Genomic DNA, 24,142 nt, shown 5'->3' on the forward strand with positions numbered 1-24,142 from the left:
TTTGTTTAAGATAGATTCTGCAAGAACCTATTTTTCTATCTTTTTAGCAGTGTCATTTGTTGTGGCGCTCTTAATTCCACTTCCACCATTTATACTTGATACCATTATCGTTTTTCTATTAAGTATGTCAGTACTTATTTATATGCGAGCTACAAGTATTAACGAGTGGGATGAATTAAAGTCATTTCCGACGATGTTGTTATTAATCGGGATTTTCCGCGTATCGATTAACGTTTCGACGACGCGAGCGATTTTAACAAACGGAAATGCAGGTCATGTTATTGAAGAGTTCGGCCAGTTCGTAATTGGTGGGAACTTACTAATTGGTATCGTTATTTTTATTGTATTAATTATTTTTCAATTTATTGTTGCAAATGGTGCATCGCGTACTGCTGAAGTGGCAGCACGTTTTACACTTGATTCTTTACCAGGAAAACAAATGTCTATTGATGCCGATTTAAATCAGCGCATCATTACAGAAAAAGAGGCGCAGGAAAAACGAAAAAAATTAAATATGGAAACAGAGTTTTACGGAGCGATGGACGGTGCCGGAAAGTTCATTAAAGGGGACGTTATTTTCGGGATTGTCATTTTATTCGTAAACATTATTTTCGGTTTAATTGTAGGTATGATGCAGCAAGGAATGAGCTTTGCGGAAGCGGCTCTTCATTACACACAGTTAACCATCGGTGACGGAATTGTAAACCAAATCGGTTCGTTAATGCTTGCGATTTCAACAGGTATTATCGTGACTCGTGTATTTGATGGTTCAGCTGATACAGTAACAGAAGGGATTTTTAAGGAATTACTGGCGCATGAAGTCGTTGTATATGCACTTGGTGGTTTGTTTATCGCGATGGGTATTTTTACACCGCTACCGTTTTTACCATTTGCTCTCGTTGGGAGCGGGATTATTTTTTTAGGAATCAGCAATAAAAAACGATTGCAGAAAGAAAAAGAAGTTGCGCTTCAAAAGGAATTAGAAATGATTCAAAATGATGAAGAGCAGCTGCAACAAGTGGAAGATTCTTTCGGAGTATTTACAGATAAATATCCAGTTATTGTAGAGTTAGGATTAGATTTAGCGGCGCTTGTAAAACAGAAAGTTAAAGGAGAAACAGCCCGCGACAAAGTTGTTCTTATGAGGAAGTCAATTATTACTGATCTTGGAATTAATGTTCCGGGAATTAATTTTAAAGATAATACGAGTTTTAGGCCACGTGGGCGTTACATCATCCGTATTAAAGGAGCTGAAGTTGCAGAAGGTGTTTTAAAATCAGGTTATTTATTGGCCCTGAAAACACCGAACGTAATGGCTGATTTAGATGCAGAACCAGCGAAAGATCCGATTTTCGGCGAAGATGGATATTGGATATTTGAGCATATGGTACAAGATGCTCAAATGAAAGGCTATCAAGTGTTAGAGCCATTAAGCATATTAATTACTCATTTAGATGTTGTCGTTAGACATAACCTTCACGAGTTAATCCAGCGTCAGCATGTGAAAGATTTAATTCAATCGCTTGAAAATAATCATAGCGTCTTATTAGAAGAAATTAAGAAGAAAGAAATTGATTTATCACTCGTTCAAAATGTTATTAAGCAATTATTAAAGGAAGGCATTTCGATCCGTGATTTACCGACAATTATGGAAGGGATTATCGATGGTAAAGAAATTTATCAAAGTCATTTCGATGGTGTTACTGCATTTGTTCGTGAACGTATTTCGAAAGTAATTTGTGAGAATGCGAAACATTCTGATGGGAAAATTTATGCTGCACTGTTCTCTGATTCTTTGGAATTAGAGGCAGAGGTAGTCAATAACTCTTATGAAGGTTATTTATTAAACTGGGATTTAAAATTAGAAACACGGGTTATTGAACAAGTACAGCATATTTTCAAGCAAGCACGATTAATGGGGAGAGAGCCAGTTTTATTAACTCGTAGAAAAGATTATCGTTTTGGTGTTGTAAGACTTCTTGAGCGTTATCAAATAGAAGCAAAAATATTATGTATTAGTGAATTAGCACCGGAAATAGTTGTAGATCAAATCGCTTACATTGAGTAGTGGGGGGGGGGGAATAATGGACAGAAAACAAAAAAAAGAAGCGTTAAAGAGAATTACAGCTGCTTCGAAAAATGAATTGTATCGTAAATTATTTAATCAGTATAGTACGGAGTATTATTATGTTGTCGATGAAAGTGTGAGCCGAAGTATCCCGTGTTTTTGGAAAAAGAAATATGAAATGTTAATTGCTTTTGCTGAAGATAAAAAAGAGGAAAAGGATGTAGAGGGAAATCCATTTCACGAACAATTGCTACATGTCGTAAATGATATTTCAAGGGAAAACGTTAAAGTACAACAAGTCCAATCGATATTACATAATTTAGAGAATGAGAAGAGTTCAATTCCTGATTTTACTGTTCAAATAGGGAATAGTGAGGAATGGGTGAAAAAAAAGCAAAAATTATTACCACTGTTTCAAAAAGGAATTGTCGTTATGAAACATATGGAGGATACGGCAACGTCGCCAGCTAAAAAGCAAGAGAAACAACAATCTTTACCATTTATTATTCAAAAAGTGATCCGGATGTTAGAACAAAATGATGTGGAACAAGCCTTTATTCATGCGTACATTGAAAAGCTGAAAGCTCAGTTTGAAAATGCGACGATGATTAAGGAAGAAGAAGTGATTATGTTTATATTAGAAGATATGAAAGTGCACTTTAGCACAGAAAACATATTTGAACAAGATATACAGACGATAGCTTTAATTGGTCCAACTGGTGTTGGAAAAACAACGACGCTTGCAAAAATGGCATGGAAGTTCCATAAGAAGGGGAAAACAATTGGTTTTATTACAACAGATTATTCTCGCATTGGGACAGCACAGCAACTGCAAGATTATGTGAAAATCATTGGATCAGAAGTTATTGCGGTGCAAGATAAATCGGCGATGACGAGAGCACTGACTTATTTTAAAGTGGAAGCGTGTGTAGATTATATATTAATTGATACAGCTGGGAAAAATTATCGTACATTAGAAACTGTTGAAGAGATAATAGAAACGATGGAGCAAGTAGAGCCGGATTATATTTGTTTAACGTTATCGGCATCTATGAAAAGTAAGGATATGATAGAAATCATTACGAACTTTAAAGATATTCATATTGATGGAATCGTGCTTACGAAATTTGATGAAACAGCAAGTAGCGGTGAACTGTTGAGAATTCCAGCAGTATCAACAGCTCCAATCGTTTTAATGACAGATGGACAAGATGTAAAGCAAAATATACATATCGCTACAGCAGAACATTTAGCAGAACAAATATTACAAACATCGTAAGAAGAGAGGTGAAGAATAAGGTAACTGCCTTATTCAAACGAGTATGAACGGTATTTATATCGGCTCTATGGGTATGATGAATTACATGCAGCGCTTAAATGTGCATGCGAATAACGTTGCAAATGCTCAAACGACAGGGTTTAAAGCAGAGAACATGACTTCTAAAGTATTTGATGTGCAAGATACATATCGCCGCGGAGATGGAGCTACGACAAATATTGGTACGGTTGATTATGCTGTTGTACCAGCTGCGACTCATGTGAATTTAGCGCAAGGAAATGTACAAATTACAAATAGCCCTACAGATTTCTTTTTAGATGACGGTACGGCTGGTACATCATCATTTTTCGTTACTTCAAAAAATGATGAAACGTTTTTGACGAGAGATGGAAACTTTACAGTAAATAGTGATCGTTATTTGCAAACATCGTCCGGCGCTTTCGTAATGGATGTGAATAATGAACGTATTCGAATTCCTGAAAATGTAGATTTCTTCGTATCTAATAATGGAGAAATTTATAGGGAGATTAATGAGGGTACTGAATTTAAACCGGATATTAAGAGAGTAGTAATTGTACAGTTGCAGACAAAATCAGTAGATGCAGAAGCGAATGCTCGCCTCGTGCAACGTGAAAACAAAAGTTTTACGTTAGCAGAAGGAAATATTGCTGAATTACCGAATGGAACAGCGAATGTTCGTAATTATACGCTAGAAAATTCAAATGTAGATATGACGAAAGAAATGGCAGACCTTATGACGAATCAAAAAATGATTCAAGCATCACAGCGCATCATGACATCATTTGATAAAATTTATGAAAAAGAAGCGAATGAAATATTGAGATAAAGGACTCTCATTAGCGGGAGTCCTTTTACCGCTCTTGCTCGTGAAGCGGAAAAATGAGAGTAGTTATCACTGCTTCAACATTTTTCATTTCGCCATATATATTAGCAAAGCAATTACAATTGTTAAATTGGGTTAGAAAAAGTATCAGAATCAATCATGACGACAATTTAAAAATACATTAAAAGAATATCAAAAAATAGAAAAGCCTTTCATGAAGGGTTTTCTATTTTGGTAAAATTCCGAATTGTTTGTTGACTGTGTTGAACTTCTTTTTTATATTAGTAGGTATAACTATAACCACTATAGGGGAATAAAATCGTCGTTTTGAAGTAAGAGCCATATAGATTGTGAAGGATGCACGATGGATGGAGTTATAAAAGAATTACAAAAGTTAGGTTTCTCCCAATACGAATATAAAGCATATATTGGGCTATTAAAACATTATCCAGCAACAGGTTATGAGAGTAGTAAACAAACAGGAGTACCGCGCTCCATGATGTATGAAGTGCTAGATAAATTAGTGGACAAAGGGGCCGTTCATTTCGTGCCATCAGAACTAGTTAAATATGTTCCCGTATCTGAGGGGAAATTAGTGGACCGAATGAGAAAGAATTTTGAGAAGTCATTTGATTTTTTGGATTGAAAATTAAATTGCATAGAGCAAGAACGGCAAATAGATGTAATTTCTCATATTCGTACGGAGGAGCGTATTTTGAAAGAAATAAGTAACATTATTGAAAGGGCTCAAGAGGAGCTATGGGTTTCTATATGGGAAGGGCAAGTGAACAAGATTGAGTCTTTAATCCATAGAAAGGAAGAGGAAGGTGTACACATATTCTCTATTCTATTTGGTGCGCCTCGAACAAAAATTGGCACGACTTTTCATCATAATTATATGACGTCACATGTTGTGAAAGAGAGCATGGGTGCTCATTTAACGGTAATTGCACGTGATGGTAAAGAAGTACTAATCGCTAATTTTTCAGACAATAGCACTTCATGAGCCGTTACAACATACGATCCGGCTTTAGTCCTTGTCGCGACAGAATATATTCGTCACGATAGTATGGTCGAAGAAATTACAAAGGAATTTGGCCCTGATAAACTAGATACATTATGGTGTGGCAATATTGATTTAGTTCATGTTGTAACAGGGAAGCGGAGTATGAAAGCAATGAAAGGAGAGGAGAGGGATGATGAATAGGGCAGAAGCACAAGTAACGCTTCATAGTAACGAAACATTTCGTCAAGGCGTGAAAGATTGTTTACCAACTGTACTAGGTTATTTAAGTATAGGTATTGCAACTGGAGTAATCGCAAAAACAGCTGGTTTTTCACTTATAGAGATCGCATTTATGTCTACTTTAATTTACGCTGGTTCCGCGCAATTTATTTTAGCAGGTATGTACGCAGCTGGAGCGCCTGTGTCGGCAATTATTTTTACCGTATTTGTTGTGAATTTACGTCACTTATTAATGAGTGCTGCGCTTGCTCCTTATTTAATGAAAATCCCCTTTTTGAAAAATATGATAATCGGTTCGCAAATTACAGATGAAACTTTTGGTGTTGCTGTACAGCATGCTGCTAAAACAGGATATTTAAGTGAAAGGTGGATGCTCGGATTACATGTAACGGCATACGTAAACTGGATTATAGCTACGATTATGGGAGGTCTTTTTGGAGAATGGATACCAGACCCGCATGTGTACGGGATGGATTATGCATTACCTGCAATGTTTATCGGTTTATTTGTTTTGCAATTAATAAGTAGTAAACCGAAATTGGCGATTCATCTGAGTGTTGCAATTGCAGCAGTTATTATTGCTTATGGTGTACATTTTCTCATGCCGGCGAGCATAGCGGTTATAATAGCGACACTTGTAGCAGCAACGATTGGGGCGGTGATTGAAACATGGAAATAAGATTAGATGTGTTATTACTTTTAATTGGGGCAGGTGTTGTCACTTTCATACCGCGTGTATTACCTCTTGTTGTATTTAGTAAACTACAAATTCCCGATTGGGGATTAAAGTGGTTAAATTATATACCGATTGCAATATTAGCTGCTCTTCTTGCGCAAGTGTTATTTATGCATGAGACGATGCAGTGGGATTATACTATTGCGGCAATTCCAACATTCCTTGTTGCGATTTATACTCGTAGTTTATTAGGGACGGTATTAACAGGAGTGATTGTAATTATTTTGTTACGTTTCTTTTTCTAAAGAGGACTTCGCTCATAGTATAGCGAAAAGTGTAATAATATGAATAATATAGGGGTGGTGCTATGATTCTTTTAACGATAGGAGCTATATTGCTAACGTTATTTGTTTTTTTTATTATAGGCTTCATTACGTTTATGATGTTTGTTGATAAAGCAACTCCACAAATTTATTACACACCTTGCGAATCAGTGACAATGAGATCTAAAGGTAAAAATAGAAGGAAGAAAAGTTGATGTTGGACTTTTCTTCCTTCTATCATTGTTTACTTTAAAACAACGATAAATAAAGAAATATACAAATGAAGAAGGAACTATCTTAAGGATGACTCCTTCTTTATTTACATGTTTGAAATTCCTAATAGTAGTAACCCGAAAAGGAGGCTAATAAAAGAAAGAACGCCGATAGATATAGAAACGATACGATTGTTTTTCCATTCTCGTATGAAAACTATGAATCCTAAAATACAAAGAAAATACCAAATTGGTAGGAAAATAAAATTGCTAATGTACTCAGGAAGTAAGGAATAAAAATTTGTTAAATATAATATCCAGTGGCCGAAAAATAGCGACATAATGATGAAAGAATGTAAATAAGGTCGTTTTAAATATACACCTTTTTTTAGTGTCATATAAATAAATGTTAACGCTAATATAACGAGAAACAGAACACATCCAAGTAAAAGTAATGTAAATGACATATGTAGTCCCCTCTAAAACATGTTTTTCAAAAGAAACGAATCTAGTATAGTATACACTTGTTTAGTAGACTGAGCGTTATATTTTAAAGTATATGGATTTAAAAATCCATGTTCCCCGGGAAATTGCTTAATTTGTAGTAGTGGGTGCTCTAGTTGTTTGAATGTTGTAATAAGAGAAGAGACTGAGAAGTTTGGTTCTTTTTCTGGAAAAATGAGAAAGGTAGGACATGTAGGCTTGAGCTGTAAATAATCTCGTATACGAGAACCATAGCAGCCAATAATAAAATTCACGTTTGGATTGTCGCTACATAGCCATGCAATGGTAGCTCCAACACTAAAGCCGATAATGCCTATATGCGTATAGCTATTGGAAAGTGTAGTAATTACTTCTTCAATTCTCTCTTTTCCATAGTGGAATCCAACGTGTTGTATAAAGTAAGTATATGCTTTTTCTTCTTCATCATAATGAAAAGAAGAGGGGAATTGTAAAAGGTTAGGGCAGAAAACATCTATTTTGGGTGAAGTGAAGTGTGTTACAACATGTTTCATATGATCATTTACACCATATATTTCATGAATAATGATAAGAGCTAGTTTTTTCTTCATTTCATATTCCTTTCCTTTCATTTAGTTAATGAAAATATATTTGAATTAGTAACGATTTTAAACTTAGAATTCATAATACACATTTTACTATAGATATTGTATTTTTTCGCTTATCATAGACGTCAACTGAAATTGAATGTTATAGAGGATATGTGTTGTCTTTTAAATATCACGTACCGAATGTCGCATTTTAATGAATACAAGGAGTTACCAGTATGCGAAGCGATGATTACAGCGATACGTAATATGGGAACAGTAATAGTAGCAGCTGGTGTAATTTTAAGCGTGACATTTGTGGCGTTATATCCACCAGGTGTATTAACGATATTAGCGGTAAGTGCTGTTATATTTTGCGTTTTACTACTTTCCGCCTTTAAGTGATGGTCAAAATTTTCCGGAAAGCAAATCTTTTCATATCATATGAATCAAAACAAAAATATAAGAAATGCCACTTCATAAAATTGAAGTGGCATTTCTTATATTTCCTCTAAGCTATTAACTGGAACTGTTAATTCGCGTTCTGGATTGGTTACGTCATATATGCGGGCGGTTTCATTGCTTTCATCAACGTGTTGAATCATAACAGGCATACCTTGAAAACTTACGTGCGCTTGTTCTGATGACTCGGAAAGCTCTTTGGCGCGTTGTACATTCATCTTTACATTCCTCCCATCATTATTATTTTTGCTAAAAAAGAGGAATAATATACCAATTTGAGGCGCTTTTAAAGTTTTTGTATTATTTGTAATGTTTCTTTAATAAAAGAAGAAAAAATGGAATCAGGATATTCTTGTATCGATTGAACAGCTTTCGTTGCTTCTTCTAGTGCCCTTTTTTTATTTTGAAGTTCTACATAACAAAGAGCGCGATACGCACCTGCTGTTATAATCCATGCCTGATCAAGCGGATGTGTCATATAATCTGGTATTTTTGCAAGTTGTAAAGCTTCTAGGGCTTCTTCATATTTTTTAAGACCGTATAAAGCTTTTCCTTTTTCAGTGTAATAAAGCCCATCCTCTTGAAAGATTGGTTCGTTTTGCAATTTGTCCTGAAATTGTTCTAGATGTTGTAAGGCAATCGTATACTCATTTGTAATTGTGTTATAGTAGTACGCTTTTAATATATCTACGATTGCAACGGATAAAATATCTTCTGTAAAAATAGCGAATTGCTCTGATTTATTTATATAGTGTAAATATTTTTCTTTATCAGCTATGATGACTTTTTGATAAGAAAGAATTCGGTAAAACTCATCTGTTTTATAATACACTTGATGTTTTTTAGAAAACTCGAGTGCTTGTAAAATAATCTTCTCACATTCTTCGTAATTACCGCATGCAAGTAAAACAATGGCCTCTTTTAAGAAAAGCTGTATGTGTATGATAAGGTCCATTTCTAAATGTTTTTTTTCATATTCATCTCGAATAGACGTAATAAGTTGTAAACATTTCTCATACTTTTTACGTGTAAATAATGTATAACAACACATTAGTTTTGTTTCTGTACTTTCTCGGTATAAAGTATATTTTTCAAAAATTGAGGTAGCTTTTTCAATGTAAAATTCTATATTGTAATCTTTCATAATAACAGCTCCGGTTATAAATTGCTTATATAAACGGGCCGTATATACAGTAGCTGGGAGCTCTTTTTGAACGATAGGTAGTAAAGTCTCGTACACTTTATCGCATTGATTCGCTTTTATCAATTGCTCCATTTTTTGAATAAGTTCAGTTATTTCCACATCGTCTTCTGCTAATAAAAAACTTATTTCACATCCAAGTTTACCCGCAATATATTGTAAGGTTTTCATAGAAGGTGTAGCTTTTCCATTTTCAATTTGACTGAGCATACTTTTTGTTAACTCAGAGCCTACTAATTCCGTTTGGGTAAGGCGTTTTTCCTTTCGCAATGCTTTAATTTTTTCACCAAGAGTAGCCATATTATTGCTCCTTTATTATAAAAAAGTTAAATACAATTAAACTTTTTGTTGTAAAAATTTGAAAAATGATTATATAATAAGTTTAACACAATTTAACTTTTAAGGGGAGCGTGTCATAATGGGAGATGCGAGTATAAGTAAAAATAATCCAAGAATGAAAATTGCAACGAGAAATATTATTTTAATGATGATTGGGAAAATAACATCTTTATTAGGGGCAGGCATTTACACATTTGCAATGGGGTTATACGTTTTAAAAACGACTGGTTCAGGAGTTGGGTTTGCTACTACGCTTATTTGTGGTTCTATTCCACGAATGCTGTGTGGACCAATTGCAGGGGCGGTAGCGGATCGTGTAAACCGGAGATGGCTTATTATAGGTACTGATTTACTGAGTAGCTTGACGATGCTTACAATGTTTATACTTGCTACTACATTCGGTCCGTCACTTCTATTTATTTACATTTCGGCAGCGTTATTATCTGTATGCGCAAGCTTTTATTCGGTTGCATTTACTTCTTCCATTTCTAGTTTGGTGGATGAGGAGAGAATTCAAAAGGCGAGTGCTTTAAATCAAACTGCAGCTTCTTTATCGAGTATTTTAGCTCCAATTATAGGCGGGATGGTATTTGGCTTCTTTTCAATAACATCCTTTTTCCTATTGAATGGTATTACATTTTTCTTAGCTGTTATTGTGCAATTATTTATCGTATTTGATTTATATAAAAAAGAAGTAGAGCAAGATAAGGTCCATTTTTTAACGAGTATAAAAGAAGGTTTCTTATATGTGAAACAGCAACATGACATATATGGACTAATGAAAATTGCGCTTTGGGTTAACTTTTTTGCGAGTGCACTTTTTGTGTCACTTCCATATATTATTGTTCAGAACTTACATTTATCCTCTAGGCAATTGGGTACTGTCGAAGGAATGTTAGCTGTTGGGATGTTAATTGGGGCAGGTGTTTTATCTGTTCGTAAGGAAGTGAATCATCCATTTAGGTCTATTTATGTTGGTTTATTTTTATTTGCGAGTTTAAGTTTATGCACAGTTTTCCCATTACTTGTAACTATTCCGAAGGTAGCTAGTTTTACGTATTATATTGCTTTTATGATCCTTAGCGGAGTATCGATTATGATAGTAAACATACCAATGCAAGTACATATTCAAAAAACAACAGATCCAGCATATTTAGGACGTGTTTTTGGTCTTCTCGAAACGATTGCTACCGCAATCGCGCCGCTGGGGATGATTGTATATGGATTTTTATTAGATATGATGTCGACTAGTATTGTAATGGTAACGTTAGGAGTAGGTTTACTGTTAGTTGTATTAGTAGGGATAAAGCAGCATGGAATGAAAAAACAAGTAAATGTATCAGTGTGAACAAGAGAGAAATGCTATTTATGTGTATGCTGTACATGTGAAAACAAAAAGTAAGTGAGCTATTTTTAAATGTAGTATACAAATTATCTAGTAAAAATGACTAAAAAGGTCATTTAGTTTTTGAAACTATTTTTCATGTATGTTACAGTTAAAGTGAATATTGTGGCAAGGAAAAAGGAGAAAACATCATGAAAAAAATAAGTTTTATTATGCTTTTTCTGTTAGTCGTAATGACTGGATGTAGCAGTAACTACGATACTTACATTGAAACAGGTATGCAATCATTAAAGGATGAGAAATATAGTGATGCAATTATGTGGTTTGCAAAAGCAGAAAAAGAGAAATCTGGAAATGAAGCGAAGTCATATAAAGAAGTAGCGCAGTTAATGGATGACGGTGCAACAGCATTAAAAGATGGGAAATATTTAGAAACGAAAGAAGATGCAAAAGAAGTGTTGCAAAAGAAAAAGGACGATGCACTTGAAAAAGCCGTGAAATCAAATGCAGAAAATATGCTTCAAAAAGCAAAAGACGTTGAAGAGAAAGTAAATGAAAGAGTAGCGAAACAAAAAAAGGTAGATGAAGAAGGAATCGATAAACTAATTAAAGCTGTCGATAGTATAGATGAAGTAAAAGAAAAAGAGAAGAAGGTTTCGGAAAAATTAGATAAACTTGAAGAAACACAAGCGAAAATAGAGGCGAAGAAAAATAAATAAAAATATAGTTTAAGAGACTGTCGAATAAGAACGACAGTCTTTTTAAATGTTCTTTTGAAAAAGTAGTAAGTGTTTCAAGAAAATAAGAAATAATTTTAGAATTCCATTAAAAGGTTTAAGCTAAATCCGCTGACACGAACATATTGCTATTTTGAAGGTTTTTAGAACGTAAACTATAAGCAACTACTTTTTTCTTATATTGTTTCACAACATCAACGTGCTCTTCATGGCTATAAATAAAGAATTTAAAATCTTTTTTGCCATGTTTTGCATCAATAATTAAGGGAATACCACTGTTTTGTGGCGGTGCATAATAGCGATCTAAAAATAAACCTTCGTTAAAATCATTAATGATTTTACTTTTCGTATCCCCTTCTAAGTGCTTTCCATTGATGGTTACAGTAACATTCTCTTCAATAAGTTGTGGGTGTGTTTCAAATCGACTAATGATTGATTCAATAGTAGAGTTTGGAAGACTTGAAACTACGATTTTAAAAGACCCAAAAATAACTAACATAACAATAAACCAAGTCGTCATATTATATCATCCCCTTTACACTATTAAATAATATAACTCATATGGTAATAGTACATATGGTTAAATTTTGTATATTCTGTGACAAAAAATGGATATGTGCATAATTTAGGTGTGCTGTTTTATACTTTTCTTCATTTGTTGTTATATGTGAATTTTGCATCCTATACACATTAAAATTCCTAAATTTGTATTTGATTATTGGAAATATATCAAAAGTAATTCCTATGAAAACACAGATGTAATGTTATCGAAAAGTCCTTATCCTGTCGTTATAATAAGTCATGGTTTTGGGACTAGTAAAATGCTTCATTCATCACAAGCTGAAAACCTTGCAAGTAACGGGTCATACATATAATACAATCGCTACAGCTTTTCCTAATGAAAGAGTAACTGGTTTAAAATCAAAGAATGATAAAAATTTAAAAGGAATCGAAGGGAGTTAATTAGTGGGCCGAACTCAAAATATCCAGAAGTGAAATTTCAATAACAGTAACCATTTTTTTGAACATTTTTTAACAAATTGCTATGTTTTAAATTTGAAAGGTAATATTTGGTATGATAAAGCTATAAAAGAAATTTCTTGCAAATCATAAGGGGGTTATGAAATGGGGAAGTTAGATGGTAAGGTTGCTTTTGTTACAGGAGCTGCGATGGGGAATGGTGCTGGAATTGCTCATGTGTTTGCAGAATTAGGAGCGAAAGTGATACTTGTTGATATTTCAGAGAAAGTTCATGAAAATGCAAAAAAAATTGTTAGTAACGGGCTAGATGCTACGAGCTACGTAGTCGATGTAGCAGATTTTGACGCTGTAAAAGAAGTAGCAAAAGACACATATGAGAAGTATGGGAAAATCGTTAACATGTCTTCTGTAACAGGAACATTAGTGGCAGATGAAGGAGAAACAGCATATGCAACGACAAAAGCCGCGATTTGGGGATTTACGAAAGCATTAGCACGTGAAGTTGCGAAGCATCGTATTACTGTAAATGCAATTTGTCCAGGGTATATTATAACGCCGATGGCAGAGCAAATTGCGAATGAATCTGATCCAAATGAACCAAGTAATGTTATTGCTGGAATTGCCTCAGGTGTTCCGCTAGGGCGATTAGGAAGAGTAGAAGAAGTCGGACAGTTAGCAGGCTTTTTAGCATCTAATGAATCAAGTTACATAACAGGTACACATATTGTAATTGACAGTGGAAGCACATTGCCAGAAACAGTTTCAGTTGGTGTGAAATAAAGTGAAACTATCCTCAATGAGAGCTTTATCCCCGCAAATGGCTGGATGAATTATAACGCTAGAAGGAATCTGAAAGAGATTTCTTCTAGTATGAAAATGCGTTTTTCTATTGTTAGAAAAATCAATTTTGTTACAAAAAGTTGAAATCAAAGCATTTTATAAAAAAAGGGTTTATAATAAAAATATAACTAATTACAAGGAAGTGTAACTATGAGTACTGTAACGATCGTATATGGTATTATTCTTTCTACTATTTTTGTTTTATTTTTCGTCGGAGTTTCACGTTATATTCATAAATGGAGAGAAGGCGTTGCGAAATTAAATCATATTGAAGAAGAACTTAGTGATTTAATGTTACATCATGGTAAGTAAAAGGTTTATTTTTTAATTAAACAATGTGAAGTATATCACAAAACATGCTCTCATAATGAAAGCATGTTTTTTTGTTATGTAGTGAATAGGCACATTCATTATATTTTTTCCATACGATACAGTGTGAAATAAGAAACGTTCGGAGTGGGAAAGAGGGATAAAATGAGTAATTCAGGATATGTTCCAGATAATAAAAACTTAAAGAAGAGTTCAGGAACTCCAAACCTTTTCTTTGATTCAAGAAAAAATGTTTTTTTTAAAAGGGACGATAAAAACGTTGCGTATGAAGTAACTTCAACGCAGTTACCGGCAATGATTGGCGGAGCATTTGTTGACTTGTTTATGACGAAGGGGCATATGAGAGAACCGCATTGGCATCCGAATGCTTGGGAGTTAGATGTTGTCGTATCCGGAGAAGCAGTTACCTCTATTTTAAATCCTGAAACGAATCAATTGCAAAATTATCATATGAAAGCTGGACAAACGGTTTTTATTCCAATGGGGTGGTGGCATTGGATTACGCCAGTAACTGATGAAGTTCAACTTCATTTATTTTTTAATAACGATCAGTTTGAAACGGCGGAAGGATCAGATGTACTTAGAATGACGCCCCCTGGAGTATTTCAAGCTGCTTACGGTGTAAATGCAGAGAAGCTGGCAAAAGATCTTTCTCCAATTAAAGAGTCGGTTGTAATTGGACCACCTGCCTCAAATCGTTCTAAAAGTGATAAACAGGCTAACGATTCAAATATAGTTGTTACGTTAAATGGGCAAATAACTTCATGTGAAATAGAATAACTCTCCCTTCTTTTTAGGAAGAGTTATTCTGTTTTGTATACATTTAACAATTTAATGTTAAATTTGTAAGTTTTTTCAGTGTAATTAATATAAGGAGCTTTAGACTTCCAACGCATTTGGTCAGATCGATTAGTTAGTGCAAATGCTAAAGATTATATGAGTTTTATAGAAAAGATAAATAGTAGAAACTATTTTTCAAAGCCAATGCAAGATGAAATCGAGAAGATTTTTAAGGGAATGGTCGGAGATAGTGTGTATGAATACGCTGGTCAAAAAGGTGGTTCCACAGCATTCGTATTAACAAATAGTTTTTATAGTACTGATAAAAAAGGGAACAAAGTTGAGATTGTTTTCATGTCTAATGATTTAGATCAGATTACCGATAGAAAACTTGTAAATAATTTAGATTACTTTATTCGAGATGTAGCGACAAGTGCAAAGTTTAGAGGAGAATTATAATGAAATAATTTTATTATGTAAACAAAAAGTGTTCATAGGAATTAATCGATATATAATCGAACTAATTGAATAGATGCGTTAATGGCAGGAGCACCAGTCACTGTAATAGGAATAACGGGTAAAGCGTTTGTGGTAGCACCAACATTTCGTATTAAGGTTTTAAATATAAGTAAGCTTATACGATTTTAAGGGGAAAGGATATGATTTCGTGACCACAATATATTTCGTTCGGCATGCTCACTCTACATATACAAAAGAAGAAAGAGAAAGACCACTATCTAAAAAAGGATGGCATGATGTACAAAGCGTAACAAACTTTTTAAAAGGGGAACAAATTGACGCTGTTATTTCTAGTCCATATAAAAGGGCAGTCCAAACAGTTCAAGGAGTGGCAGAGCAGTTTGGACTAATTGTACAAGTGGAAGAAGATTTAAGGGAAAGGTTATTAAGCAAAGAGCCTTTAGATGATTTTAATAATGCGATTAGGAAGGTATGGGAGGATTGGTCATTTGCTTATGAAGGAGGGGAATCAAATGATATAGCGCAAAAGCGTGGTGTCATATGTATGCAAAATGTATTAAATGAGTATAAGGGGAAAAAGATTGTAATCGGAACTCATGGGAATATTATGGTATTAATCATGAATTATTTTGATTCTACATATGATTTTCATTTTTGGAAAATGCTTGAGATGCCAGACATATATAAGTTAACTTTTCATGATGATAGTTTAGTTTTTACTGAAAAAGTGAAGCATACAGGTTATCAGATTAATAATTTGTAAAAGTTTATCAAAAAAGGAGGAAAGGATGAAGTTATTGTAGAAGTATGACTTTGTAACATAAAAAAATTGTGAAAAAGGAGGCTGTTTACATGTTTGAGAAAGAGAAAGAAGGGCTTATTGAAGTTCACAACGTATATGAAATTTTTCCGCCAGATGGTACAATTATTGGCATGGCAACAGAAGAAGAAATGGAAATTGCTGCTGAACTAGAATTACAGCACTATGCCTATTCTCGTTTATTAGAAGCAAATGTTCAGTTAGACGGTTCCTCCTATAAAGACATACTTCAGGAGTTTCAGGAGTATGAAAGAAAATCAATGAGTTTCTGGCGTGCATTACATAAGCGCTTAGCTGTACCATGGGCATGGGTACTTCGTGTTGATGTTGCGAATGGGCCTATATATGTAAGTAATGAGAACTCGTATGATGATGATGACGAAGAAGATTATGAATAGATGAGAGGGGAAGCAGCGGGGAGCTGCTTCCTTTTTAGATGGTGCAAACTAAATTTCTTGTAAAGAATAAATTGTCTCAATAATAATATCCGAGCGCTCACTTTCAACTCCATGTCCAGCATGTTTGGCGAGAATATATTTGCTGTTTATGGAGAGGTCCAACTGTTCTTGAATAAGTTCTTGCCACATATTTTCTAGTTTCATCGCTTCTTCAATTGGCATTCCGCCTTTTATCATTTGAGTGATAGAGTAATTTGGATCCCTTCCAATAATGATTAATGGTATTTGTAGTGTTACGTTAAACCGTTGTATTAAGCGTGCACAATTTTTCCACTCTGATAATTCAGAAGCAGACGCTTTATATAATAAAGGTGATCTGGAAAATTCGATATATTGTTTTTGTTTATTTATGAATGTAGATTGTAGCTCAGTATAAAGTGCTTCTGGATCCATATGAGAATAACTTTTGTATTTTTGTAACCAAATTTCGTCAGAATCTGTTTGATCAGAAATTGGTAAATCTAGAGCATCTAATCGATGTAAATTCATAGAAGTAGAATCAACTAAAATAAGAGCTTGTAATTGATTTGGATATAACATAGCAAAATGTTGTGCACATAATCCCCCGTAAGAATGCCCAACTAATATAATTGGCTGATAAATAGCTAGTTCATATAATAGTGCATGTAATTCCTTTGTAACTTGCTCTGTTGTACGAGGGGCATCTCCGAGTTCACTTTTCCCATAGCCTGGGCGATGGTATAAAATGATTGTATAGTTTGAAGCTAGTTGTTCTGCAATGGGAAGCCAGTCATACAATGAGCACCCCATTCCTGTTTGAATCACTATGACTTGAGATCTGTTTCCTTTTATATAAACTTCTATTTTTCTTCCGAGTACTTCTACAAACGTATTATTTGTAATTACCTCCTAAGCTTGAAATAATTTTTGGCAAGCAAAGACGATACACCAGACACCTATACCGAATAGTACAGACGTACTAAGTGAAAACGAGTTTTTTAAACCAATATAGACGATAAATAATAGTAATGCTGATGCAGGAAATCCATATAATACGCCAATGGTAAATTGGCTTAACTCTTGTTTATTTGCACCTTCGAAAGAAATCCAAAATAAACTAAGTAAACTAATAAGAGGAAGAGCAGCGACAAAGCCGCCAAGTGTACTATAGTGTTTAGCAAACTCAGTAATACCACCGATGATGAGTGCAGAGATGATAACTTTAACGAGGAAATGCATACTTTGCCTCCTTCGCTAATAAAGAAAAAGCTTTTTCAATTAATTGTTTCTCTTCTTTTGAGAACTGAGATTCTAATATTTTTATTTTTTCTTTATCTAGTAAAGTGTGCTTTTCTAAGATCTGAATTCCTTCTTTCGTTAATGTAAGATTTACGACTCTTTCATCTTGCTTATTTCGTTCTTTCATAATAAATCCCTTTTGAATAAGACGTTTCACATGTTCGGATGCTGTATTATGGGATAGGTAAAGTTCAGAAGCGAGTTTTCCTATTGTCGCATCTTTTTCTCGAGAAATAATCTGTAAAATTCGGATTGCTTGATGAGAAAGATTGTCTTCGTACTCATAGCGTAAGTGAGAATAAATTGTTTCCCAATGTTGATTTATGTCTTTCATAATCACATTCCTCCACTTTTTTTATATCGTATAGTAAGATATATTCGTCTAATAAGATCTGAATTCCTTTCATTTGCATAAAAAATGTTGAAAAAGTTTATTTTTATTGGAATGTACGGTACTCTATGTGTAAGGGTATACAATTAGTAAGAGAGAGGATGATAGCAGTGAATACATTTAAATGGATGAGTAATGAACAGATGTATGTAGATCAAATACATGTTGAAAAATGTGGTCCTCTTTCAGTCGGTGTATATGGAGGGAATCAAGAGAGTGATGCATATGAAAGAGGAGATGCAGTGCTAGCTTGGTGGGACCCGCAATTAGAGTTTGAATTTGTTATGATTTTTGATACGCATCATAAAACGAAAAATATACATTATATAATAGAAGCTATTTCAGAAAGAAAAGAGAAGTTACAAGAATTATTTTCATATCCGATTCATTTAGCTTTTCATCATACACATATGTATTTATTAGCTTTATTTACAGATGAACTATTCATTGAGAAGTGTGACAAAGATGACGAGGAGCTTGCGTGCTTAATTTGTTTGCGAAAAGGTGAATTTCTATATTGGCTATCAGTCGGTAATTGTTTTGCATATTTATTCCATTCTGAAAAAATAAAGAATGGAAAAGGAAGATTAAATAAGCGTAAGAATTACGAATATATTGGAAGAAAAAATATTTTTGCAGCAAATACACCTTGTTTCACATCGGGTGTTCGAGGGTTAGAAAAAGGAATGAATCATATCGTAATGGCAACGGACGGTATTTTAGAATGTGATAAAAAAAGATTTGACGATGATCAATCTTTAGTAGAAATATTACACGACGGAAATTGTTTACAGATTGAGCCGGTATTAACAAATGTACTTCAGTGGAAAGGTAGAGATTGTGCCACTATTATTGGATGGTCCATCGATACTGAAAATAGACAATGTGCCAATTAATAAATGAAAGGGAGTTCAAGGTTTTTTGTCCTTGAACTCTTTTTTGTTAAGCAATATGAATATGATACGTTTTTAACCATTCATTTACTTGGAGCATGTACTCCATTGCACTTCTTGCTTCAAAATCGTTAACTTCTTTGTTTCTTTGATCAGCGATTGCGAGTAATGTGGAATGGTTAATAAGTGAGAAAACTGGATTGTTTTTATTGCTGCACATATCAATTGTTAAATTGCGGATTGTTTGTAAATAGTGTGGGTCTTGTGAAGTTGGATAGGCGCTTTTTCTTCTATTTCGAACATCGTCAGGTAAAGCAGATTTCAGCGCTCTACGTAAAATACCCTTTTCAATATTATCAATACTCTTTATATGAAAAGGAACATTCCACAAATATTCCACAAGTCTGTAATCACAAAATGGTACGCGTACTTCAAAGCCAACAGCCATACTCATACGGTCTTTTCGATCGAGTAAGAAAGGTAGAAATCTTGTTAAAAATAAATAAAACATTTGGCGTTGCCTTGCTTCTTTTTTATTTTCACCTTCAAGAGTAGGTACTTCAAGTGTAGCCTCATAGAATCGTTTATTAATATAGTTCTCAGGGGTACATTGCTGTCTTACTTCATTTGATAAAAGAGAGGAGGTGTTTTTCCAATTCGTTAGCCATGGAAACTTATCTACGTATAATAGTTCTTCTTGATGGAACCAAGGATATCCGCCAAATACTTCATCGGCAGATTCACCAGATAAAGCAACGGTTGCATCTTTTTTCATCTCGCAAAATAGTAAATATAGTGAAGTTTCCATCTCACCAGCACTCGGTAAATCTTTCGCATGAAGAGGAACAAATAAATGTTTTGCTAATTCTTCTGCATTCACAATAATATCATGATGCGCTGTTCCTACATGTTTAGAAACACGTTTTACCCAAGGAGCATCGAGTCCTGTGCGAGCGAATGTAAGTTCAAAATCTTTGGCACTGTTTACAAAGTCAATCGAATAGGTATGAAGTGTTTTGTTTTCTTTGGCGAATTCTTTGCCTGCAAGTGCGGTAATACCACTAGAATCTAAGCCGCCTGATAACATACAAACGAGGGGAACATCGGCAATTAATTGTCTTTTTACTGTATCTTGTAAAATAGATAAAATATGCGAGGATGTGTCTTCAATAGAGTCTGTATGGTACTTACTTTCTAAATTCCAATATTTTTTTATTACCTGTTTATCACGTGTAAATGTTATATAATGTCCAGCACGAACTTCTTTAATATGTTTAAAGACGCCACATCCTGGAGTTCGAAATAAGCCTAATCCAAATATTTCATTTATTCCCCCCGTATCAATTTCAGCAGGAACAGATGGGTGAGCTAATAGTGCCTTTATTTCAGAGCCAAAAATAATACTGTTATTTCTTTCTGTATAAAAGAGTGGTTTTACCCCTAAATGATCGCGTGCTAAAAATAATTGTTGTTTCTGATCATCCCAAATTGCGAAAGCGAAAATACCATTTAAATGTTGTACGCAATCTTCTTTCCATTCTAAATAAGCATGTAGTAATACTTCTGTGTCTGAGTGTGTTTCAAATGTATGACCTTGCTTTTGAAGTAATTCTCTAAGCTCACGGAAATTATAAATTTCACCGTTATAAGTAAGAGCATACATATAATCCCCAGCACGAAATGTTTTTGGCTGTGTGCCCCCTTTAGGGTCAATTACAATTAATCGTCGGTGTGCAAATGCTGCACGAGGGGAAAACCAAAATCCTTCAGCATCTGGACCGCGATGCTGAATACTGTTCGCCATCTTTTCTAAAATAACATGTTCATTTGAAAGGTCCTCTTTCCAATCTACCCAACCTATAATTCCACACATACACATCTCATCTCCTAATTTTAAATTATAAAAAGTAGATTAATGAAATAAAATGTACACTAAGTTAAAGAATGACTACATAAATAGTATATTACATTAATTAAATTGCAGACTTGAGAAAATTTTCTTCAAATGCAAAGTTATATGAGACAATGGATAAGGGAAAGTATTCCATTACATACAAAAAATAATAAAAAAGATGAGAGAGAAAATTTTCCAGAACGTTATATAGGGTGTAAAAGCTTTTACAAAAAAATAAGGGGAATTGCTACATGAAATCAAATGAGAAAAATTTTATAAAAAGATTACAGCGGCCAAAAGAAGATGCGCTAGAATTTGTTGTCGATACATATTTACCATTAATAAAAGGGATTACGCATAAAGTACTGCTGCCAATTCGAAATGATGGAATGATAGAGGAATGTATAAATGATATTTTTCTATCCGTTTGGAATAACGCAAATAAATTTCATGGAGAGCCGAGTGATTTTAAAAAATGGATTGCGGCGATTGCGAAGTTTAAGGCAATAGATTATTACCGAAAAGCGAATAAAAAAGTAGAAATCATTTCAGATGAATTCAATGTAAGCACAGAAAAATCGGCAGAAGACGAATTAATCGTTATGGAAGATAGAGAAGAATTAATAAAATTCATTAATCAATTAGAGCCTATAGATCAAAAAGTGTTCATTATGAAGTATCTCCTCGGTTTAAAGACAGAGGAAATAGGAGGAAAATTAGGGTTAACTCGAGCGGCGATAGATAATCGGGTTTATCGCGGGAAAAAGAAACTACAACAAAATGCTACGAATATTAGTTTTGGAGGTAGTGCAATATGAAAGACATGTATGAGTTATTAAATGATATTGATATAGATGAAAAAGAACTTGAGGAAATTGCGGCTTCTGAAATTGAAAAAGAAAAGGTGAAACGTAACTTACAACAATCTATACGTACGAAGAGAAAGATGAAAACTTGGAAAAAAGGTGTCGCAGCTGCATCTATCTTAGTAGGATTATCAGTTGCAACGCTTGGTATCGGATTTCCTACATACGCTGGAGGACTGCCAATAGTAGGGGATATATTCCGATTTTTAGATAATGGTAGAACAGGTCTATATGAAAATTATAAAGAGTTTTCAACTGAGTTGAATATGACGAGAGAAAGTAAGGGGGTTAAGGTTACAATTAATGATGCTGTTTTTGACGGCAGAACTGTAACGATAACGTATTCTATCGAAAGTGATAAAGATTTAGGAGAGAAACCGCACATATTTGGAAGCCCACAGGTTATGGGTTTTAATGGCGGGGGAGGTAGTTCTCAAGTAACAAAAGTTGGAGAGAAAAAGTACGTAGGTATGACTACAATGAGTGGTCATAGTAGTGAAAGGCTAGATGTTGCAAATGTTTGGTGGGATATAGAAGCAATTGAGATGGATTATGAAGGTAATTCAGTAAAAGGGAACTGGAATTTCGCACTTAGTTTAAAGGCAATCGATAGTAAGGAAGTAAAGGTTAATGGGATTTCCGAAAAAGAAGGTATAAAAGTAAATATAGACAAAATGGAAGTAACCCCTATGTCATTTATCGTTTTTTACAATCAGGAAGAATCTAAGGCATTAAGAAGCATATGGGATAGTGCAGATGTGGAGTTAGAAATAAAAGATGATTTAGGAAATCAGTATGCAGGTGAAGGAAATGGTGGAACCGGTACGGTAGCAGAGCCACATAAAAGTAGTTGGAGTGCTACATTCCAAAAATTGAACGAAAATGCAACAAAGCTTATCGTTACACCTCATGTGAGCTTGCGAGTGCACACACCTGAAAATCATGGTGGAGTGGAGTATGTTAATGGAAAAGAGAAGAAAATTGAAGTGCCGAAAAAAGAGGCGAAAAAGAAAGATATTGTGTTAGATGATATTGTGATTGATTTAAAGAAATAACAAAGAGAGACTGCCTGGAATGATACATAGGCAGTCTCTTTTTGTTAAGAACTAGTAACGAGTAATGCATGAGGATGCTGTGTTTTATATTCATCTTTCCACGGAATGTTTAGTTGTTCCCACGTTTCTCCGCTATCAACGGATTGAAATACGCCATTATTATTTAATGTGTAAAACGTATGCGGTTCTGTTGGATTTGTAGCAAACATCGAAATGACTGTACCAATTGCAGATGGTAGTCCTTGCTGTACTTGCTGAAAAGGCGTGTCTTTCGTTTTTCGATAAATATAAGATTCATAAGGAATGCGGTGGTGAGCGAGATCAGCACTCGGGGCTGCAGAAACAAGGATAGTGTCACAATCGGCTGGATCGATAGCCATACTGTATAAATAATGATGTTCTAATCCTTCGCTGCAGGAAGTCCAACTATTACCGCTGTTATAACTCTCGAGATAGGCACGATCAGGACTACTCATAAATCCGTCACCACATGATGCATAAAGACGATTAGGAGCATCAGGATGCATAAGTAATTGGTGGGCATCGATAGGAGCACCGAATTTTTTATCGGTCCACGTTTGTCCATTATCGTTACTTTGAATAACAGCACCCGCTTCAATTGATACGTGGATTGTATTTTCATGATTCGGGTCAACTGTAATCCAGCGTACGTGATGGGTAAATGGTCTTGGTGGAAAAGCCCACGTATAGGAAGATAGTAAAGACTTCATATTTTTAAGTTCAGTCCACGTTTCACCACCATTTTCTGAACAGAATAAAGTACTTGGTTCTGTACCTACATAAACGACGCCATAGCCGTTAACTTGTTTATTAGAGCTTACAGCAATAGCAGTAATCGAAGAATGTAAAATACCATCTTCTTTAGGAAAGTCAAAGTAACGGTAAGAATCACCAATCGGTCTCCAAGAATCTCCGCCATCGTCACTTAGCCATAAACCACGACCAAATGTTCCGCAATATATGCGATTCGTTTGAAATGGATCTACCGCGATACAAGTAGGCTGCATATTTTGTAAATGATATTGCGTTTGATATTCACCATTTTGTTCTTTGAGGATCACAAGTTCACGTTCCATACAGAGAAATAATCGTCTCAATACTATAACCCCCTTGAATTTTCTTTTATTAGTAAACAATATGAAAGTGAAAAAGAAGTAGTCTAGTTTTTTGTTGAGAAAAAGGACATGTTTAAAAAGTATAGAAGATTGTATATGTGAAGAGGAGAGTAAAACAGGATAAATTAGTAAGGGCTATCACATACTAGAATATAGGAATTGAATTTGAAGGAGTAT

Annotated in this window: 27 protein-coding genes and 3 pseudogenes; 20 read left to right on the forward strand and 10 right to left on the reverse strand. The window is 34.4% G+C overall.

Translation table 11 applies throughout. The features are described 5' to 3' along the window. The first annotated feature begins 1 nt into the window (after position 1). From DJ93_RS20965 to DJ93_RS20995, 7 genes and pseudogenes are all read left to right on the forward strand, one after another. Positions 2 to 2,068: a flagellar biosynthesis protein FlhA gene (locus DJ93_RS20965; protein ID WP_042983022.1), complete on the forward strand. Its 2,067-nt coding sequence runs from the start codon at positions 2 to 4 to the stop codon at positions 2,066 to 2,068. A 16-nt stretch (positions 2,069 to 2,084) separates the two neighbouring features. Next, positions 2,085 to 3,347 carry a GTPase gene (locus tag DJ93_RS20970; protein ID WP_042983023.1) on the forward strand — a complete coding sequence of 421 codons (1,263 nt, stop codon included), beginning with the start codon at positions 2,085 to 2,087 and terminating at the stop codon, positions 3,345 to 3,347. A 43-nt stretch (positions 3,348 to 3,390) separates the two neighbouring features. After that, the gene (locus DJ93_RS20975) at positions 3,391 to 4,194 is read left to right on the forward strand and encodes a flagellar hook-basal body complex protein (protein WP_080743551.1); all 804 of its coding nucleotides are present in this window, start codon (positions 3,391 to 3,393) and stop codon (positions 4,192 to 4,194) included. 361 nt (positions 4,195 to 4,555) lie between these two features. Then, positions 4,556 to 5,398 (forward strand): annotated as a pseudogene (locus DJ93_RS20980) (TrmB family transcriptional regulator). Further along, positions 5,391 to 6,116, forward strand: coding sequence for an AzlC family ABC transporter permease (locus DJ93_RS20985; protein ID WP_042984282.1), 726 nt, complete (start codon positions 5,391 to 5,393; stop codon positions 6,114 to 6,116). The pseudogene DJ93_RS20980 and the gene DJ93_RS20985 overlap by 8 nt, the downstream one beginning before the upstream one ends. Then, on the forward strand, positions 6,107 to 6,418 hold the full coding sequence (locus DJ93_RS20990; RefSeq protein ID WP_042983024.1) for an AzlD domain-containing protein: 312 nt from the start codon (positions 6,107 to 6,109) through the stop codon (positions 6,416 to 6,418). Before DJ93_RS20985 ends, DJ93_RS20990 begins: the two co-directional genes overlap by 10 nt. Before the next feature lie 62 nt (positions 6,419 to 6,480). After that, positions 6,481 to 6,651, forward strand: coding sequence for a DUF3951 domain-containing protein (locus tag DJ93_RS20995; RefSeq protein ID WP_042983026.1), 171 nt, complete (start codon positions 6,481 to 6,483; stop codon positions 6,649 to 6,651). Positions 6,652 to 6,755: 104 nt separating this feature from the next. Here the strand turns inward: DJ93_RS20995 and DJ93_RS21000 are convergent, their stop codons facing one another. Together DJ93_RS21000 and DJ93_RS21005 are read right to left on the reverse strand one after the other, a co-directional pair. Next, positions 6,756 to 7,115 (reverse strand): hypothetical protein, encoded by a 360-nt coding sequence (locus tag DJ93_RS21000; RefSeq protein ID WP_042983027.1) that lies wholly within the window; start codon positions 7,113 to 7,115, stop codon positions 6,756 to 6,758. Positions 7,116 to 7,127: 12 nt separating this feature from the next. Continuing rightward, positions 7,128 to 7,721: a dienelactone hydrolase family protein gene (locus tag DJ93_RS21005; RefSeq protein ID WP_042983030.1), complete on the reverse strand. Its 594-nt coding sequence runs from the start codon at positions 7,719 to 7,721 to the stop codon at positions 7,128 to 7,130. A gap of 132 nt (positions 7,722 to 7,853) precedes the next feature. Between DJ93_RS21005 and DJ93_RS21010 the strand changes: the two genes are divergently transcribed. Further along, on the forward strand, positions 7,854 to 8,102 hold the full coding sequence (locus DJ93_RS21010; protein ID WP_142920626.1) for a hypothetical protein: 249 nt from the start codon (positions 7,854 to 7,856) through the stop codon (positions 8,100 to 8,102). Between the two features lie 95 nt (positions 8,103 to 8,197). On the opposite strand, the gene DJ93_RS21015 is transcribed toward DJ93_RS21010, so the two are convergent. Then, on the reverse strand, positions 8,198 to 8,377 hold the full coding sequence (locus tag DJ93_RS21015; protein WP_042983032.1) for an H-type small acid-soluble spore protein: 180 nt from the start codon (positions 8,375 to 8,377) through the stop codon (positions 8,198 to 8,200). Positions 8,378 to 8,445: 68 nt separating this feature from the next. Then, entirely contained in the window at positions 8,446 to 9,660 is a 1,215-nt protein-coding gene (locus DJ93_RS21020; RefSeq protein ID WP_042983033.1) for a helix-turn-helix domain-containing protein, read from the reverse strand. Between the two features lie 118 nt (positions 9,661 to 9,778). Between DJ93_RS21020 and DJ93_RS21025 the strand changes: the two genes are divergently transcribed. Continuing rightward, positions 9,779 to 11,047 (forward strand): MFS transporter, encoded by a 1,269-nt coding sequence (locus DJ93_RS21025; protein WP_042983034.1) that lies wholly within the window; start codon positions 9,779 to 9,781, stop codon positions 11,045 to 11,047. 188 nt (positions 11,048 to 11,235) lie between these two features. Next, a complete protein-coding gene (locus tag DJ93_RS21030) occupies positions 11,236 to 11,763 on the forward strand; it encodes a COG3014 family protein (RefSeq protein ID WP_042983035.1) in 528 nt (175 codons plus the stop codon). A gap of 115 nt (positions 11,764 to 11,878) precedes the next feature. Here the strand turns inward: DJ93_RS21030 and DJ93_RS21035 are convergent, their stop codons facing one another. Continuing rightward, entirely contained in the window at positions 11,879 to 12,301 is a 423-nt protein-coding gene (locus DJ93_RS21035; protein ID WP_042983037.1) for a YfmQ family protein, read from the reverse strand. Positions 12,302 to 12,542: 241 nt separating this feature from the next. Between DJ93_RS21035 and DJ93_RS33835 the strand changes: the two genes are divergently transcribed. The 7 genes and pseudogenes from DJ93_RS33835 to DJ93_RS21065 all read left to right on the forward strand — a co-directional run bounded on the left by DJ93_RS33835 (position 12,543) and on the right by DJ93_RS21065 (position 16,410). Continuing rightward, positions 12,543 to 12,656 (forward strand): alpha/beta hydrolase, encoded by a 114-nt coding sequence (locus DJ93_RS33835; protein ID WP_241484301.1) that lies wholly within the window; start codon positions 12,543 to 12,545, stop codon positions 12,654 to 12,656. 250 nt (positions 12,657 to 12,906) lie between these two features. Further along, the gene (locus DJ93_RS21040) at positions 12,907 to 13,542 is read left to right on the forward strand and encodes an SDR family oxidoreductase (protein ID WP_042983038.1); all 636 of its coding nucleotides are present in this window, start codon (positions 12,907 to 12,909) and stop codon (positions 13,540 to 13,542) included. A gap of 210 nt (positions 13,543 to 13,752) precedes the next feature. After that, complete coding sequence (locus DJ93_RS21045; protein ID WP_042983039.1) at positions 13,753 to 13,914, forward strand: hypothetical protein; 162 nt, start codon at positions 13,753 to 13,755, stop codon at positions 13,912 to 13,914. 162 nt (positions 13,915 to 14,076) lie between these two features. Next, complete coding sequence (locus tag DJ93_RS21050; protein WP_042983041.1) at positions 14,077 to 14,712, forward strand: cupin domain-containing protein; 636 nt, start codon at positions 14,077 to 14,079, stop codon at positions 14,710 to 14,712. Between the two features lie 99 nt (positions 14,713 to 14,811). Next, positions 14,812 to 15,171, forward strand: a pseudogene (locus DJ93_RS21055) (serine hydrolase); the annotation flags it as partial. A 208-nt stretch (positions 15,172 to 15,379) separates the two neighbouring features. Then, on the forward strand, positions 15,380 to 15,955 hold the full coding sequence (locus DJ93_RS21060) for a histidine phosphatase family protein (RefSeq protein WP_042983042.1): 576 nt from the start codon (positions 15,380 to 15,382) through the stop codon (positions 15,953 to 15,955). 89 nt (positions 15,956 to 16,044) lie between these two features. Beyond that, on the forward strand, positions 16,045 to 16,410 hold the full coding sequence (locus tag DJ93_RS21065) for a hypothetical protein (protein ID WP_042983043.1): 366 nt from the start codon (positions 16,045 to 16,047) through the stop codon (positions 16,408 to 16,410). Between the two features lie 48 nt (positions 16,411 to 16,458). On the opposite strand, the pseudogene DJ93_RS21070 reads toward DJ93_RS21065, so the two are convergent. From DJ93_RS21070 to DJ93_RS21080, 3 genes and pseudogenes are all read right to left on the reverse strand, one after another. Next, positions 16,459 to 17,380, reverse strand: a pseudogene (locus DJ93_RS21070) (alpha/beta fold hydrolase). Further along, positions 17,341 to 17,670 carry a DUF3147 family protein gene (locus DJ93_RS21075; protein WP_042983046.1) on the reverse strand — a complete coding sequence of 110 codons (330 nt, stop codon included), beginning with the start codon at positions 17,668 to 17,670 and terminating at the stop codon, positions 17,341 to 17,343. The pseudogene DJ93_RS21070 and the gene DJ93_RS21075 overlap by 40 nt, the downstream one beginning before the upstream one ends. After that, the gene (locus tag DJ93_RS21080; RefSeq protein ID WP_042983047.1) at positions 17,654 to 18,064 is read right to left on the reverse strand and encodes a MarR family winged helix-turn-helix transcriptional regulator; all 411 of its coding nucleotides are present in this window, start codon (positions 18,062 to 18,064) and stop codon (positions 17,654 to 17,656) included. The genes DJ93_RS21075 and DJ93_RS21080 overlap by 17 nt, the downstream gene beginning before the upstream one ends. A 125-nt stretch (positions 18,065 to 18,189) precedes the next feature. On the opposite strand from DJ93_RS21080, the gene DJ93_RS21085 reads away from it, so the two are divergent. Further along, positions 18,190 to 19,017: a PP2C family serine/threonine-protein phosphatase gene (locus tag DJ93_RS21085; protein ID WP_042983048.1), complete on the forward strand. Its 828-nt coding sequence runs from the start codon at positions 18,190 to 18,192 to the stop codon at positions 19,015 to 19,017. Between the two features lie 46 nt (positions 19,018 to 19,063). On the opposite strand, the gene asnB is transcribed toward DJ93_RS21085, so the two are convergent. After that, positions 19,064 to 20,887: an asparagine synthase (glutamine-hydrolyzing) gene (gene asnB, locus DJ93_RS21090; RefSeq protein WP_042983049.1), complete on the reverse strand. Its 1,824-nt coding sequence runs from the start codon at positions 20,885 to 20,887 to the stop codon at positions 19,064 to 19,066. A 272-nt stretch (positions 20,888 to 21,159) separates the two neighbouring features. Between asnB and DJ93_RS21095 the strand changes: the two genes are divergently transcribed. After that, a complete protein-coding gene (locus DJ93_RS21095; protein ID WP_042983050.1) occupies positions 21,160 to 21,726 on the forward strand; it encodes a sigma-70 family RNA polymerase sigma factor in 567 nt (188 codons plus the stop codon). Next, the gene (locus DJ93_RS21100) at positions 21,723 to 22,829 is read left to right on the forward strand and encodes a DUF4179 domain-containing protein (protein WP_042983051.1); all 1,107 of its coding nucleotides are present in this window, start codon (positions 21,723 to 21,725) and stop codon (positions 22,827 to 22,829) included. Before DJ93_RS21095 ends, DJ93_RS21100 begins: the two co-directional genes overlap by 4 nt. 44 nt (positions 22,830 to 22,873) lie before the next feature. Here DJ93_RS21100 and DJ93_RS21105 read toward each other — a convergent pair whose 3' ends face one another. Further along, complete coding sequence (locus DJ93_RS21105; protein ID WP_042983052.1) at positions 22,874 to 23,947, reverse strand: VPS10 domain-containing protein; 1,074 nt, start codon at positions 23,945 to 23,947, stop codon at positions 22,874 to 22,876. Positions 23,948 to 24,142: the final 195 nt, after the last annotated feature.

Source organism: Bacillus clarus (genome assembly GCF_000746925.1).
GTDB classification, from domain to species: domain Bacteria; phylum Bacillota; class Bacilli; order Bacillales; family Bacillaceae_G; genus Bacillus_A; species Bacillus_A clarus.